This window comes from Actinoplanes sp. 13 (assembly GCF_056134165.1).
On the sequence record NZ_JBVYOQ010000020.1, the window covers coordinates 56,897 to 70,929 of the forward strand.

Here is a 14,033-nt window from a genome sequence, read left to right on the forward strand (position 1 = left end):
CCGCCTCGGTGCAAGCCAGATGCCGCAACTTATCGCGGAGGTCGACCTGTTGCTCGCCCAGGCAGCGCCCGGTCCCGAGCACCGTGGGCTCATGCGGCTGCGCCTGATGGCCGAACGCTGCACCGAGGAGCACGGCGAGCTCGTGTTCGTCGGCGACTGAGCGCGCAACGCCCGCCGGGCGCGACTCGCTGCTGAAATTCTCGCCTATCAGCACTGGACGACCGTCCGTCATGCAGGTGGGTACGTTCGTCGAGGCACGAGCGACGTTGCCGGCACAGGCGGTGTTCGATGGTTGTGCCATTCCCGCGGCTGGGATCATGGCGCGGTGAGCCAGTACTTCGATGATGCGACGACGGGGGAGACGCTGTGGAACCCGGCTACGAGGGTGGCTCAGCTTTTCTTCAGGATGACTGAGGCGTTGGTGCCGGTTGCTGACCGGCCGTGCGGAGTCGTGGATCTACACAACGACGAGTACGCGGTCGACCCGCAGGCGTTCGCCACGTTTGTCGACGTGCTGGTGGCGCAGCATCTCGCATCGGATCACACGATCTTCAAGGCGATGCTCACTGGTTACCTGCCGCAGGCGATGGTGATGGTCGAGCGCAGCGGGCGGCAACTGGCGGCCTTGACCGCTCCAATCGACCGTTCTGTCGACGCGATCTCGCTCAACATCGACGCTTTCTACCCAGCGGCTGATCAGCGCGACCTGATCCGGATGGCAGCTGCAGCCGAGCGCTTGATGCCGAGGCGCTGAGGCCGCTGGCACGCCCTGTCGGCGGCAGGCGAGGCTAGATTCCACGCGATCAGCGGATCCCAGATGGGTAGCCGGTGGGCACCGCAGGATGTCACCCCGGTTGAAGTTGTCAAGCCGAGGAGCCGCGGTTTCGAGAGGTCTGTAACCCTTCAGAAAGTGCTTAATCATTGAGGCTTGCTGACGTACGAGCAGCGGCAAGCATCTCGTACTCAGCATCGGTCGGCGGATACGTGAGATGCCCGTCATTATCAATCCATCTACGTAGGTTGTCTGCGCGACTAGCGGAACGCTCGACGCGGATAATCGCATATTCGCACGGTCCACCCTCTGTCAATTCCTTAACCGCCCGAGCCATCTCTTCGGGATCGATCACGTTAGATACGCCGTAGACTGCATGCATTCCCCTCTTCCAGCCATACTGATGGCGTTCCCGGTCGAGGCGGATCTGGAGGGTTTCTTCCTCGGCTTTCAACCTCTCGGCTCTTTGCCGCTCCCGCCAGTCGTGTAGTGCCGACTTGCCTCCCATGACTGCGAACACCAAGAGGAATACCGTGGCAAAACCACCGATTCCGTCACCGAGGTTCCCGAAAGTTTCGATCATGCTTCGACAGTAGGGCAACGCCTCAATGTCCGGCAGATGGGTTGACGCCACGCTCTACTCGATCACGTCATGGCCGCCACTGCAACCCGAGTAATCAGTGGGGCAACGGAACGTGCTCTGCCGCGCTGTCTTATACGGCTACTGCGAGCGTGGAATGCCGCTTAACTGTCCGAGAGGTGGCGCAGTTGAACACTCGGATTGCGGCAGGAGAGGGCGTCGCCGGACGGTCGTATCCCGTGCCGATGGGGCAAGGCCCAAGATACTTTGGCCATCGTGACTTCTCGAACGCCGTGCCCCCAGTGCGGCCAGGATTGGGTTCGTCCTTACCGGTTCAAGGACGACAACTCACGGTTCTGCCTCTGTACGGAGTGCGACTCGCTGTGGTGGTCCGAGCAGTCCGTCGGGGCCGCACGGCCGGACTTCGTCGATGAGGTCGTGGCCGGACGCTTGGGCACCATGGGAAACCCGTGGGTGGACCGCGTATGGGGAGACGTGATGGAGCCTGTACCGGAAAGCGAATGACCTGCCAAGGCGAGAGCCTCTCCGCTGTCCGAGTGCCGGGCCACCCTGCCGCCGGCACCATCGGCAACCCGTCGTCGAGAATATCGGCGCACGGACTGCGGCAGATCCGGATGTCGCACCGCACGCTGAAACGGCTCCGTGGTGGCGTTCTTGATTCTCGTCGCCAAGGTCGTCACTCTTGGCGGGGTGCGAGATGAGACGGTCTCCGGCGCGGAGCTCGACCGGCTGTTGCAGTCGGACGAGGTTGCTCGCAGGCGATGGCTGGATCGGCGTCAGGCCGCGGGCGAGGAGCCGAACTGGTGGTTGCACCTGCTACTGCTGATAGATGAGCGACGGGAGAACCGGGCGGCGGAGCGCGTCGCATGGACTCAGCTGAAGATTTGGGTGCTGGCCCAGGCCCGTCCCGCACTCGGCCAGGGCGAGGTCGCGGAGCGAATGGCCTATTTCGTTTCGCGTATGCGCGATGCCGGAATGGCAGAGTCGGCCCTGCCGTCGGCGGACACCGTGGTTCAGGCATGCCTGGACGCCATAGCCGTCTCCATCGACCAGATCGCTCTGCTCACGGATCGGAAGACCATCCGCGCCCTGGAACGTCAGGCTTTGCTTGATTCGCGGCGCGCCAAGAATCTGATCAACGCTGCCGAACCACACCTCGCCGACCTCAACGATCCAGCCTTGAGCCACCGGCTCCGCGCTTGGCTCGCCATCAAACCACGACTGGTGTGATCGTCAACCGGACCCACCATGAGCCACCGCAGCTCCGAGAGAATTTCGGCTACAACCCGACCGGACGGCGTGGCTTGAGATCGCCCGATCGGCCATAGGCGAGCGACGATCGGCCACCGGACGCCCTGCGCGGCCGTGCTCTGCGGTATGACCCTGGGACAGACGATGCCTACCCAGGAGCCCGCAGTGACCCTCCCGCAACAACGCACCTCGTCACGCACCATCGGCCTGGTCGCCGCTGGCGCAGTCCTCGCCGGCGCCGCCGGGGTAACGGCCGTCGCAGCCAGGGGCGGATCCGACGAATCCCAGGCGCAACCTCCCACGAGCGAAGCGCCGACCCGGCCGGCGTCGACGCTACCTTCCAGCGCTCCGACCCGAGCCGTACTCGAGGTGGGGCAGGTACACCGGTTCGTCGACCCGGATGGGGTGAAGGTGTCCGTAACCGTACTGGCACACAAGGCGGACGGCGAGAACTACGGGATCCAGGTGCGCACGTGCAACGGGGGCGACGAGCCGTTCAATGCCTCCACCCGGCCATGGGCGCTGTCGTACGGCGGCGGCGAAGAGCTGTCGCAGGACATGATCTTCGGTGGCGGCCTGCTCGCGCCGGCCTTCGTTGAGAGCGAGCTGACGCCCGGGGGTTGCCGGAAGGGATGGATCAACTACGTCCGCGCGACTGGCGCGCCAGACGGCGCCGAGTACAGCGTTGACGGCCTGACTCATGCCCGATGGGAGTGGTAAGAGGCCCGGATACGACGAAGGCCCCGCCCCGCTCCGATGAAGGAGCAGGACGGGGGGAGAAGCCGGAGTTCGCGCGAATTCTGTACGTCCCGGCAGGCGCGGACACGAAGGTGGCGCCATTGCCACCCGACCAGGACTGGACGTATCACGACGGCCTTCCGCCGCTCAGCCCCGAGTACGGGCTCTCCGCGTGGGTCGAGGCGGATCTGCCGGAATGGAGGGAAGAGATCGACGAGCTCAACATGGACCTCCAGCCCACGAGATCACTCGCGGTTTCGGCATCGCCCTCCACGAACGATTCGTACCGATGGACATCGACTACGCCGCTGCCCACGACGGCGTGATCGTCGATGGCTGACCCGCGGAGAGAGACGGTCTCGGACTTAGCTTCGCGGACTTGACCCGGTTGGGTTGGACTCCGCCGTCTGGTCGGGGTCATGCATTGTCGCTAGCGCCGACCCGGCGACCACATGTCGAGCGAACCGGCCACGCCGTCAACTTCGTGCGCCTACATGCGCAGGTAGTGACCTTGCGATCTGGTCGGTACCGCTAATTAGGAAACCGTTGCTCTATCCCCTGAGCTACGAGGGCGCGAGGCTCGGGATAGCATGCCCACCGCTGACCACGGGTGACCACCGGTACCCACGCGTGCCCACACGCCGTCACCAGCGGCGTCACGCCGCATGCCAGGCCCGCGGAGCGCCTCGGGAGCACGCGAACCGGCTAGGTTCTGTCTCTTAGATCATCGTGGCGATCATGCGCGTCGATCGTTGGACCGGGTGTGGCGCGTGGTGATCTGACGAATGAGGAATGGGCTGTGCTGGCGCCGTTGCTGCCGGCTAAGCCGGTTCAGGGCCGGCGGTGGCGTGATCACCGGCAGATGATCAACGCAATCTGCTGGGTCAAGCGCACCGGTTCGCCGTGGCGGGATCTGCCCGAACGGTATGGGCCGTGGAAGACGCCGTACCAGTGGTTTCGCAGGTAGGCTGCGGATGGCACCTGGGCGCGGTTGAAAGCCCAGGTCGTCGCCCTTGCCGAGCTCGACGACGACATCGACTGGGACGCGCAGATCGACGCCACGATCGTGCGCACCCATCAGCACGCTGCCGGGGCGGCAAAAAGGGGCTCGGCATCGCTGAGACACAGGCACGCGAAGGCATCGGACGCTCCCGCGGCGGGCTGACCACGAAGATCCATACCTTGGCCGACGGTCGGGGCCGGTCGCTGGTTTCGTTGATCACGCCGGGACGAGTTAGGGGCGATCGCGCTGGTCGTTGCCGTAAGCAGTATCGGCGTAGTCCGCACGTCATCCCGACCCTAGATGTCCCAGGACCTGGCGTAGTTGCTGCAGCGCCGTCGGCGGGTCGACTGCGAGCTGCTGGTGGGCGCGGGCCAGGTCGACGGCGAGCGGATCCTCGTCGAGCGGCTTGTCGCGAACCGCGCTGAGGTCCGAATGCCGCCAATCGGCCACGATTTGCGAGTCGCGGCGAAAAACCTCCAGCACGACCGAGTAGTAGAGCAGGGCGGCAGCCAACGCGGTGGATGATTCTGTCGGCTCCGGGTCGGCGAGCAGCTCGTCCGCCGTCGCCCGCAGCCCGCGGATCGTAATTTTCGGCCATTGCGGGTCCGACATCAGCTTCACCAGCTTCGGGTCCCCGCCCTCGGCGACGTCGCGCGCTACCCGCTGCTGGAAGCCCCGCTTCACAGCCTGGACCTCGAGGGCCACCAGCTGGGCGGTCACCGCGTCGAGCTCCTTGCCGACGTTCGACCTGCGGTGCAGCTCGAACATCATTCGAGCCACCCGCAGCACGTCCCGCGGCATGCCGCCGGCCATGCAATGGCAGAGCATCCAGAAACACGACGGTACGCCGGACAACCGGTGCCGCAGGAGAGCAACCGAGTCGGACATCAGCATCGGGCGCAAGTGAACGACCTGGTCGAAGGCGCTGTCAAAGACTGTTCGGGTGCGTACCACCCGCCGCTCGAAGTTGACCAGCGCCTCCTCCGAGACCGACACCAGATAGGCGCAGTGCTCCACCCCGAAGATGGCCTTGATCTCATTGAGGAACCGCTCTGCTAGCTCTGGTTCGGCGATCCGGTCCAGCTCATCGATTGCGATAACGAGCTTCCCGCGGCCGTCCGTCTCGTCACGCCACCAGGCTGCCACCTCCGTGGTGAACTCGCGATAGGCGGCCACTACATCGGGCAGACTCAGCGGCTGCTCAGCCCACTGCCGGCCCCACTTCCAGCCGAGCTGCACCGACAGCGGCGCCGCCTGGCCGGAGTGCTCGACCGAGAGTGTTTGCAGGAAGCGGATCTGCCGCAGCCGCCGGGTGGCTTCGGCGGACAGGCGTACCCCTCCGGTCTGGCCGCTGTCCGAGAGACGACGGGCCATCAGGAAGCATGCGACACCGAGCACCAGGTAGGTCCCGGCCAACTGGGGCAGCGGGCGCTCGTCGACTACCAGCCGCCGCGTCCCCGGGAAGGCCACCGCTAGGAAGCAGGTCATGACCGCGAGGCTGAGCAGGATGACGGATAGCCGGCGAAGCGTACGCAATCCGCGCCGCCACAGCGTTGGCGGTTTCTGCCGGCCGAGCCTGCGCACCACCGCCTCACACAGCTGGGCGTAGAGGTGCAGCATGAAGTCCCGTGGCTCGTAGCGCACCGGCGCCGAGATCATTAAGCCGAACGTGTCCCGGTACGGCGACTCCTCGGTCAGCGAGCGCAGCGTCGTGGTCTTGCCGACGCCCCGTGATCCGCTGATTGCAACCGCGTGGGCGCCTAGGAAGAAGACCAGAGCTCGGATCTGCTCGATCTCGGAGCGGTCGACTAGGCGGTCAGCGCTGACATCGGCCAGCGTCGGTGAGATCGGCATACGCGGCAGCACGGGCGTCCGCCCAGGATTGTCGGCATGCTTCTCGAAGGCGGCGCGCAGCCGGTCCTGGATGATCGTGTCGCTTGCGGTGCTCCACTGCACCGCGGGCATGATCTAGGACAAGAGCCGGCGCGGTGCGCCCGCACAAGCGCAACCACCGCGATCACAAGGCACCCGAGCAGCAGATAAAAGTCGAACTGCGGCAGCTCCGTCGCGCGCACCGCAGCAGTCCAACGCCGCGTCACGTCGGAGGGCATCACGGTGCCCCGGTAGAGGGCTCGGCAGAGCCGGACCACGGGTTCTGCCAGCGAGATAACGACGGCGCAGAGCAGGACCAGCAGGACACTCGCCGCCAGGGCCGACCGGAACAGGCCCCGAACCCCGGCGCGGCGACGATCGCTGAGCGCGTTGAAGACGTCGATGGGCGGCTCTGCCGCAGCACGCACGGCCTGTGGCCAGAAAGTGGGGTACGACGCCCGCAGCCGCTGAAACTCGGGTTTGCCGCCTTCGAGCTCCGCCGTGTCCGAATAGCGCGAGCGGAGGAAGCCGGAGACGCTGCGCTCCAGCCGGAGCCGGATACGCTCCAGGAACCGGTCCACGCTGTCGGCCGTCGCTTTCACGGCGATCGCCACCGCCGCCAGGATGGTCGCGGCGCCCAGCAGCACACCGAGAGAGATAGCGGCCAGGGTCGAGTAGGCGCCCGCGAACGCCCACGCGAAGAGTGCAGCGAAGAATAGCGGACCGGCGCCGAGCAGCCAGCTGAACCGACCCGAACCCAAGACCGACCCTCTCGGTTGTCCGCCCGCAGTGTCTCGCACTGATCGATGGCGGGCAATCACCCAAGCAGCTGTTGACCCCGGACGGGCTTACGGCGGGGACGCGCGTGCCGGTGCGCAGGAGTACGGTCACCTGCGTTTCCCGTACCGGCCGACTGGTTCGTCGTCCGCTGCGAGGCCAGGAGCGCCTTCACCGCCGCAGCCACCCCGGCCATCCGAGTAGATCGAGAACTCCTGACACCGCCGCGTCCCGTACACATCGGCAATCTCCTACAGCGTCGGCAACCCCGCCAGGACCGCTTCCTCGCCGGACCACAACCGTCCGATACGGCTGACAAGCATGCACCGCCACACCGCTGGACCTCTACAGTTGCGTTCCTTAACGATTACGCGCTCATAATCAGCGACGGTCCTTCGCGCGCCAAAGCAACGACCTCGGTAAAGACCCATGGCGAATCGTTCGAAAGCCTGAGCGTCTGGCTCGCCTGGTTCCTGCCCGGCTTCTGCCCCCACCGGTGTCGACAAGAGTGTCACAGTGCTCCTCATGATCAGCGGCTGGGTTCTGGCCACCACAATCGCTGCCGCAGCCGGCCGCGCGTTGAACCGAAGCTGACCTAGAATTGGCACGGGTCGTGCCAAGATTTGGAACGGGATTTTGACAGCTCGCCGCCTTCATGGCTGCCGATGATCGCTCTCGTTGGCCAGCAGTGTTTCCAGCGTCTCGGTGGTCGCCGCGTCGAGGGGCAATTCGTCTCGCTGGAGGTTCTTGATCACAACTATCGGTGCGGTCTCGCCTTTGCGAGCCAGTTGATCCTTCAGAGCGAGGAAGGCGGTGATCAGTTGCAGGCTCGTTGCGGTGACGGTGAGTACAGTGTCGATGTCGCGGCTCGCCGGCCATCGTTGCGGGTGTACCTCCGCAAGCGCGGCCTCTATCTCGGAAATATCGTCCTCGTCCACCGTTCCGATCGACACCTCAACCATGTTCTCCACGACTGATCCTTTCGTTTTTCGGTCTTTTCAGGAGACTCCGAAGTGTGCGAAGGCCGCCCACTCCTCGACGGGTGCTCCGTCGTTGCGCATCTGCTCGCCGGCGCGTCGTAGGCACAGGTCGGCGGAGTCTCCGGTGCTTTCCAGCTCCTGGTGCAGCCGCGTCATCAAGTGACGCGCTGGCCGGTCGCTGACCGGCCATCGGCTGCCGATGATCGCTCTAGCGCCGATTCGGAATAGGCTGCCGGTCAGTCCGTGGAGGTTCGAACCGTTCTTCGACCGGCTGCGCATGCGCAGCGCTGAGATGTCGAGTCCGGAGCTGGTGAACCTTGACCGGGTACTGGAGCGAAGCCTCTATGACATCGATCGGGCGGACATTCAAGCGGTAACCGACGGATCCGACGGCGGCTTCCTCTATGCCCGCGGATTCGTCGTCGCGCTCGGCCGCGAGTTCTACGAGGCGGTCGAGGCGGACCCACGCAGAGCGGCCGAGGATGCCGAGTGCGAACAGATGTGCTACTTCTTCGCGCATCTGCACCAAGAGCGGTTCAGCGAGGCCACGGTGCGGTGCTGCTGGAACGGTCCTTCGAAGATGGCCGCGAAGCACCAGGCTGTCACTACGGCCGCTGGCACCGCGAGTATCAGTGTGGTCCAGAAGGCCGGCATGCCGGGTGGGACGTGTGGCGCCACAAGCCTGCGGCTGATTATCGAGACGATGGGAAGGTGGATCAGGTAGAGGCTGAAGGAGATTTTGCCGAGACTTCGCATGGGACGGTTGTCCAGGAGCCGCATCAGCCCAGACGATCGTTGGGTGGCCACCACGGCTAGCAGCATGGCTATCGCGGGGCCGATCGCGAGGTCGATCCAGTAGTAGTGGTTTACCGTCCAGACGGAGCCTTTGACGTTTATCAGCATTATTACGGGTGTGGCGGCGAGCGCGGCGAGCCAATGCCACGGCCAACAGCGGATGCGGTCGTTGGCGGTGAGGATCCCGGCGGTGATCAGGCCGAGGGTGAACAGCGGTGCGAGTTCCAGGGTGAAACCCGTCGATTTGTGCGCTGCGGACAGGCTGGGGTGTAGCAGGCCGGCTGCGATCACCGGGACGGTGACGGCGGCGAGCGTCACCGTTGCTCCCGCTCGGCGCCGCATCAGTAGCAGGAGTGGGAATGCGAAGTACAGTCCTGCCTCTACCGCGATTGACCAGAAGGCGCCGTTGGGCACCGGAGCGACGAGGAAGTCCTGCATCAGCAGGCCATAGACGACGACCGAGCGGGCGGTTGGCGGGTTGGAGAGCGGCAAGGGTGTCACCGTCGCGGCGATCGCGAGGCTGAAGACCAGGGCCGCCCAGTATGGGGGAAGAATTCGCCACGCGCGGCGCCGGAAGAACCGCAACGCGCCGCGCAAATGCCATCCGTCACGGGCCGGTGCGATGGCCAGGGAGAACCCTGACAGCGTGATGAATAGGACCACCGCGAGACGGCCGTGCAGCAGCCAGTGGTGCCATCCCGGTCCGGTGTTGGCCGGATACCCAGGAAATGTCAGCAACCGGCAATGGCTCACCACCACGTACAGGGCGGCAAGGCCGCGAATCGCGTCCAACCCCGCTAACCTGCGGCGCACGCTGTCACCGTCGGATGCGGAAACGGGCCGCGCCATCATTAAATCAATCGACGAACTTCTATTAATGGACATGCATTCCTCGCCGGGTCAATTTGCTGTTTAGATCTCGCCGCATACGAGGAATACGACGGTTGAACTTCTCAGAACTCGCGGGAATGCAGCACAAGACGCAGCACCCGGTACATCGATGAGTCCGTCCCAGGCGGGTGCCGTGGCGGCGTTGCGGGATCTATCCGGTACTCACGCTCTGCGTGCTGGGCTCAGCGGATCCGACCGAGGAGGAGTAGGTGCTGCTTGCCGCCGGGCTGACCCGCGTCGATCACATCCCCGTCGCCGGAGGACCCGTCCTGCTGTGTACCGACTGTGTTGGTCTTCCGGTCCCACAGGTAAGCGCCGGACTTGAGCTGGAGCTGGATGAATCGGCCGAAGCTGTCGTAGAACACGGTGATTCCTCGCGGGCACGAGTTGCACGTGTCCATGTCGGCTGGGTCCACTGCGTCGCCGGTCGTCCGCAGCGGTCGACTGCCGTCGATGCCATAGCTGACCAGGCTCCCTGCGGCCCGCCCGACGCAAACGCGCGGATTGCAGTCGATCATGGTGACCCCGTTCAGGGTGCGCGGTGTGCGGCGCTCACCGGTGGCCACGTTCCAGAACTGGAGAGCCTCCACCGGAGCCGCTGCCGAATCCGATGGCTTCACTTCCGTCGACCTCACCGGCCTGCGCACTGCCCACGGCCCGTCCCGCAGGACGTACCCGTCACTGCCGGCCACCTGCTGCGGTTCGCCGCCATCCGGGATCCGGTAGACAGCCCCGACCCCCGCAGAGAGCTCGGTACTGGCGTAGAAGACCCTGCCGACCTCGGCGACCGACACCGTCATGTCGCCCGGGCCGAACCTCGCCCGGCGCACGGCCGCGCCGCCATCCCTGGGCGCGCTCCACACCTCCTGATACTTGGCACCGTCCTCTTCCTGCGCCGCCACCACCCACACGATGTAGTGCTCGGTCAGGTATGTTCCGACCTGGTCGTACGCGGTATAGCCGGACGTCGGAACCGTTCCCAGCTCCCGCGCGGCACCGGTCCGGGCGTTGAGCACCACCGGCAGGAAATTCCTCTGCTCGTCCCACGGCACTACGAGGTACGCGTCGCCACCCAATGCCCCCTTGACCGAGTACCGCCGCCCGTCCGGCAACCGTAGTGGCAGCTCGACGTGCGCGTCCGGCCACAGGTCGCGGTACGGCTTGGCCGCGGACAAGTCGACGGTGGGCAATGATCCGGTCGGCAGCGGCGCCGCATCGAGTGGCTGCGCCGGCTCCACCTGCCGGGTGACGGGTGGGCTGAAGACGGTTACCCCGGCCCCAACCGCGACCACCGCCGCGAACGCGCCAGCCATTCCGGCCATCCTGGTCCGGGCGCGTCGGCGCCGGCGGGCGGCCAGCGCCGCCGAAAAACCCGACCCAGAGTCCGGAGCGGCCATGCGGGCAGCCCGGAACGTACGGGCCAAATCGTCCTCCAAGTTCCTACGCATGCGCGGCTACCTCCCGTTGACTCGTACTTCAACCTGCGACTCGGCGACGTGGCGCAGCTTGTCCAGGCCACGAGCGGCCTGACTGCGCACGGTCCCCCGGGAAACCCCCAGCATTCGGGCGATCTCCTCGTCGCTGAGCTGCTCGTGGTAGCGCAGCATGAGCACCGTCCGCTGCCGGGGCGGCAGGGCGGTCACCGCACCCCACAGACCAAGATCACCATCGGCCTCGGCGATGCCAGCGTCGAGGTAACTCTGCTCCGGCAAGACCTGCACCGGATGCTCTCGCCGACGCCGACGCCACCAACTGATGTGCAACCGCGCCATCGTCGTGCGAACGTAGCCCTCCGGATCACCCTGCGCGCTGACCCTCGCCCATCGCACGCCCAACCGGACCAGCGCCTCCTGCGCCAGGTCAGCGGCATCATGGGGATTGCCCGACAGGACGAAGCCATAGCGCAGCAGCGCGGGCGTCCGGTCACGGGCGAACGACCCGAAGTCCTCGACCACTCCCACCTCCTGTCGTACCAACACGCTCGACGGGCACGAACTGTTGCACGACTTCGACAGGCAAGTTCTATCGGCACGCACCAGGGGAGGGCCGCGCATTCAACGGCCGCCGCCGGCCGACACGGCAGCATCGTCGCGAACGACGCACTCGAGAGACCAGCTGAGTATGTGGAGGAGACCGACACGGCGGCCCGCGCGACACACCGCGCGAAAATCGAGCATGCCGCGCCGGCCTACCCGCAGTGACGTTCCATGGCCGAACGGGCGCGTGTTCAGCCGAGCCGGTTCGCGGTGTCCCGGAGAAGCTGCCAGAGCACGCGCTCAGCGTCGCGGTCGAGATCATTGCGATGAGCAGTGTGAGCGAGGCTCGCCAAAGGCGCTGAACATGCGCCAGCCAGGCAACGATCGCGAGCGGGAGGATGACTTGGATCAGCTTCGCTGCGAGGAAGCCGGGTGCGACTTCTCCCTCAATTGCTGCCGCCAGAAAGACCCAGGGTGGCGCCGCAGCAATCTCTTGCCAGCCTTGGCCAGACAATAATCCGCCTGCGATCCCCGCGGCCAGCGCCGAGTCCTGCGCCTGAGTGGTTACTCCTGTTCAGCACCGTTGCAGGTCCTCCCGAACGAGGAATTTCAGGTCAGCGATCCGACCGAATTCGGAGCGCAGACCTCCCCGATCGCGGCCTGGACCCCCATCCGCACCGGCGACTGACAGCTTCCCGTCAGAGGTCCAGGCGCGCGCATGCCGACGTCTACGGTGAGGCTGAGGAGCGGGTGTCGATGTCATACAACCATTCACCGCATGCTCAGCCCGGACGCCGCAATCACGTTGCCGCGCTCGCGCTGGGAATCCTGCTGGGCTGCATCCTATTGGCCGTCCTGCTGACCCAGTGCGCCGGTCCTCCGGACGACACAGGCCAGCCCGCACCCACCGTGGCCGGTGCGCAGCCGACAACCACGGGCACTCAATCGGGACCGTCCGCAAGCATAGACCTCGAAATCTACGAAGCCAGGTGCCGGGAATCGGCTGGTCAATTAGCGGCCGCACGGGTGATCTTCGACCCGAGGCTCGACATGGTGCAAGGTACATCGGAGACAGTGGAAGCTCTGGTCACATTCAACGAGAGCCTGGCTCCAGCATCAGCTCTGCCCGGGCATGAGGGCGCCACAGCCGAGCCGGTGATGGTGACCTGCGAGGTGCGAGCTCAACTGCGCGGAGCCGAGTCTGATTTCGCCATCGATAAACGGGGCTGGGAAACTCAGCTGCTGCTCGACAACGGGACCGCACGGTGGTCGTGGCAGGTCACGCCCAAACTTGGCGGCATCAAGCAGCTCACCATGGACCTGCAGCCAGCGGTACGAATCATGAATAAGTCCGACGTCAACGTCTTCGATGCGCGAGGCGCCACTGCGTCGTACACCGCCACTGTCAAGGTCACGGTCCCGGTCAAGGACAGCATCAAGTGGTGGCGGAATGGGTCGGCACCGTCACCGCGTCCATCACTTCATTCGTGGCGGGCATCGCCGGCGTCTTCGCTTTCCTCCGCGGCCGAGCGTGGTGGCGCAAGCGGCGCGGCGGCAACGAGGCGAGCGAGAACGGATCCGAACTGGTCATCCTTGATCCCGGCACCGTTCTGATCCACCTCAGTGCTATCCGCGTCGAGCGCGGGATCGACCCGGCGCGAATAGCGCAGGTAATGGGAATGACGCCAGCCACCCTACGCGCCATCGAGGAGGGCCGGCGGGTGCCGACCCTCCGCAACGTGCACGAATACGCCGCCGCGCTCGGCATCGATCTTGTCTTCCGGCACCGGCCCGGTGAGCCAGATCAGCGGCAGACGGTGCCACCGTAGTCGCTGGTTAAGCTGCGGTAGAAGCCATCGGAGTAGTTGCCCGAGTCCTCGACTACGGCTTCTGATCGGCCGGGCCAGTTGGGACGACACCGGGTTCGTGCTGACGTGCGGGATTTCGTGACGGCCGGCTCGGACATCCGGACGGGGTCCTGTTGGTCGACGAGACCGGCGATCTGAAGAAGGGCACCCAGACCGTCGGCGTGCAACGGCAATACTCCGGGGCCAGGAAGATCGAGAACTGCCAGCTCGCGGCGCACCTGTCCTATGTTCGCCGCTCGGGCACACCCTGGTCGATGTCGCTCTCTACTTGCCGAAATCCTGGACCGACGGCCCCCTGCGACCAACAGAAGCAGGAGTGCCCGACACCGTCACCTTCGCTACGAAACCGCAGCTGGCACGCCGCCTGATCGAAACCGCGATCACCGGCGGACGGCCGTGCCGGTGGGTCGCTGGCGACGAAGCCTACGGCGGCGACCCACATCTGCCCGCCGCGCTGCGAGGCCACCAACTCGGCTGGCTCACACTCTGGCCGAGTGCCAGTACCTCTT

14 protein-coding genes and 3 pseudogenes are annotated in these 14,033 nt (G+C 65.6%); 9 read left to right on the forward strand and 8 right to left on the reverse strand.

The genetic code is table 11. The features are described 5' to 3' along the window. Positions 1 to 19 precede the first annotated feature (19 nt). On the forward strand, positions 20 to 160 hold the full coding sequence (locus AC0NH5_RS30400) for a hypothetical protein (RefSeq protein ID WP_474410230.1): 141 nt from the start codon (positions 20 to 22) through the stop codon (positions 158 to 160). Positions 161 to 325: 165 nt separating this feature from the next. After that, on the forward strand, positions 326 to 754 hold the full coding sequence (locus AC0NH5_RS30405; RefSeq protein ID WP_474410232.1) for a DUF6086 family protein: 429 nt from the start codon (positions 326 to 328) through the stop codon (positions 752 to 754). 160 nt (positions 755 to 914) lie between these two features. Here AC0NH5_RS30405 and AC0NH5_RS30410 read toward each other — a convergent pair whose 3' ends face one another. Then, positions 915 to 1,355 (reverse strand): hypothetical protein, encoded by a 441-nt coding sequence (locus tag AC0NH5_RS30410; protein WP_474410234.1) that lies wholly within the window; start codon positions 1,353 to 1,355, stop codon positions 915 to 917. A gap of 672 nt (positions 1,356 to 2,027) precedes the next feature. Between AC0NH5_RS30410 and AC0NH5_RS30415 the strand changes: the two genes are divergently transcribed. The 3 genes and pseudogenes from AC0NH5_RS30415 to AC0NH5_RS30425 form a co-directional block, all read left to right on the forward strand. After that, complete coding sequence (locus tag AC0NH5_RS30415) at positions 2,028 to 2,603, forward strand: hypothetical protein (protein ID WP_474410236.1); 576 nt, start codon at positions 2,028 to 2,030, stop codon at positions 2,601 to 2,603. Positions 2,604 to 2,789: 186 nt separating this feature from the next. Continuing rightward, complete coding sequence (locus tag AC0NH5_RS30420) at positions 2,790 to 3,344, forward strand: hypothetical protein (protein ID WP_474410238.1); 555 nt, start codon at positions 2,790 to 2,792, stop codon at positions 3,342 to 3,344. 781 nt (positions 3,345 to 4,125) lie between these two features. Beyond that, positions 4,126 to 4,682 (forward strand): annotated as a pseudogene (locus AC0NH5_RS30425) (IS5 family transposase); the annotation flags it as partial. On the opposite strand, the gene AC0NH5_RS30430 reads toward AC0NH5_RS30425, so the two are convergent. From AC0NH5_RS30430 to AC0NH5_RS30445, 4 genes are all read right to left on the reverse strand, one after another. Continuing rightward, positions 4,651 to 6,219: a P-loop NTPase fold protein gene (locus AC0NH5_RS30430; protein ID WP_474410329.1), complete on the reverse strand. Its 1,569-nt coding sequence runs from the start codon at positions 6,217 to 6,219 to the stop codon at positions 4,651 to 4,653. The pseudogene AC0NH5_RS30425 and the gene AC0NH5_RS30430 overlap by 32 nt on opposite strands. Further along, positions 6,174 to 6,998, reverse strand: a complete 825-nt coding sequence (locus AC0NH5_RS30435) for a hypothetical protein (RefSeq protein ID WP_474410239.1) — start codon at positions 6,996 to 6,998, stop codon at positions 6,174 to 6,176. The genes AC0NH5_RS30430 and AC0NH5_RS30435 overlap by 46 nt, the downstream gene beginning before the upstream one ends. 669 nt (positions 6,999 to 7,667) lie before the next feature. Continuing rightward, on the reverse strand, positions 7,668 to 7,985 hold the full coding sequence (locus tag AC0NH5_RS30440) for a hypothetical protein (RefSeq protein WP_474410240.1): 318 nt from the start codon (positions 7,983 to 7,985) through the stop codon (positions 7,668 to 7,670). 27 nt (positions 7,986 to 8,012) lie between these two features. Next, positions 8,013 to 8,273 (reverse strand): CHAT domain-containing protein, encoded by a 261-nt coding sequence (locus AC0NH5_RS30445; protein ID WP_474410243.1) that lies wholly within the window; start codon positions 8,271 to 8,273, stop codon positions 8,013 to 8,015. A gap of 13 nt (positions 8,274 to 8,286) precedes the next feature. Here AC0NH5_RS30445 and AC0NH5_RS30450 point away from each other — a divergent pair. Then, positions 8,287 to 8,442: pseudogene (locus AC0NH5_RS30450) on the forward strand (DUF4240 domain-containing protein); the annotation flags it as partial. Positions 8,443 to 8,498: 56 nt separating this feature from the next. On the opposite strand, the gene AC0NH5_RS30455 reads toward AC0NH5_RS30450, so the two are convergent. The 3 genes from AC0NH5_RS30455 to AC0NH5_RS30465 all read right to left on the reverse strand — a co-directional run bounded on the left by AC0NH5_RS30455 (position 8,499) and on the right by AC0NH5_RS30465 (position 11,635). Further along, on the reverse strand, positions 8,499 to 9,581 hold the full coding sequence (locus AC0NH5_RS30455) for an acyltransferase family protein (RefSeq protein WP_474410246.1): 1,083 nt from the start codon (positions 9,579 to 9,581) through the stop codon (positions 8,499 to 8,501). A 281-nt stretch (positions 9,582 to 9,862) separates the two neighbouring features. Then, positions 9,863 to 10,993: a hypothetical protein gene (locus AC0NH5_RS30460; protein WP_474410248.1), complete on the reverse strand. Its 1,131-nt coding sequence runs from the start codon at positions 10,991 to 10,993 to the stop codon at positions 9,863 to 9,865. A gap of 141 nt (positions 10,994 to 11,134) precedes the next feature. Beyond that, on the reverse strand, positions 11,135 to 11,635 hold the full coding sequence (locus tag AC0NH5_RS30465) for a SigE family RNA polymerase sigma factor (protein ID WP_474410251.1): 501 nt from the start codon (positions 11,633 to 11,635) through the stop codon (positions 11,135 to 11,137). 777 nt (positions 11,636 to 12,412) lie between these two features. On the opposite strand from AC0NH5_RS30465, the gene AC0NH5_RS30470 reads away from it, so the two are divergent. The 3 genes and pseudogenes from AC0NH5_RS30470 to AC0NH5_RS30480 form a co-directional block, all read left to right on the forward strand. Beyond that, entirely contained in the window at positions 12,413 to 13,270 is an 858-nt protein-coding gene (locus AC0NH5_RS30470) for a hypothetical protein (protein ID WP_474410336.1), read from the forward strand. A gap of 14 nt (positions 13,271 to 13,284) precedes the next feature. After that, positions 13,285 to 13,485 (forward strand): helix-turn-helix domain-containing protein, encoded by a 201-nt coding sequence (locus tag AC0NH5_RS30475; protein ID WP_474410330.1) that lies wholly within the window; start codon positions 13,285 to 13,287, stop codon positions 13,483 to 13,485. A 61-nt stretch (positions 13,486 to 13,546) separates the two neighbouring features. Beyond that, positions 13,547 to 14,005: pseudogene (locus tag AC0NH5_RS30480) on the forward strand (IS701 family transposase); the annotation flags it as partial. Positions 14,006 to 14,033 lie beyond the last annotated feature (28 nt).